The following is a 263-nucleotide window of genomic DNA, read 5'->3' on the forward strand; positions in this document are numbered from 1 at the left end:
GCCAGTGGCGCGCCACCATCGTGCGCATGGGCCGCACGGAGGTGGCGGTGGAAGTCGGCGCCCACGAGCCGGTCGAGCGCGAGGCAGAGCGCGCCGTGCACCTGGTGGTCGGCATGCCGGCGAACGAGCGCATGGATTGGCTGGTGGAGAAGGCGACCGAGCTGGGCGTCGCCAGCATCCAGCCGGTGGCGGCGGCGCGCAGCGTGCTGCGCCTGTCGGGCGAGCGCGCGGCGCGGCGCCAGGCCCACTGGCAGGCGATCGCC

At 76.0% G+C, this 263-nt stretch carries 1 protein-coding gene; it reads left to right on the plus strand.

Annotation, left to right across the window (positions count from 1 at the left end):
- A partial coding sequence (locus tag A612_RS09070) for an RsmE family RNA methyltransferase (RefSeq protein ID WP_019374180.1) occupies positions 1 to 263 on the plus strand: 263 nt, incomplete at both ends.

Origin of the sequence: Melaminivora alkalimesophila (assembly GCF_000282995.1) — a bacterium.
Lineage (GTDB): Bacteria > Pseudomonadota > Gammaproteobacteria > Burkholderiales > Burkholderiaceae_C > Melaminivora > Melaminivora alkalimesophila.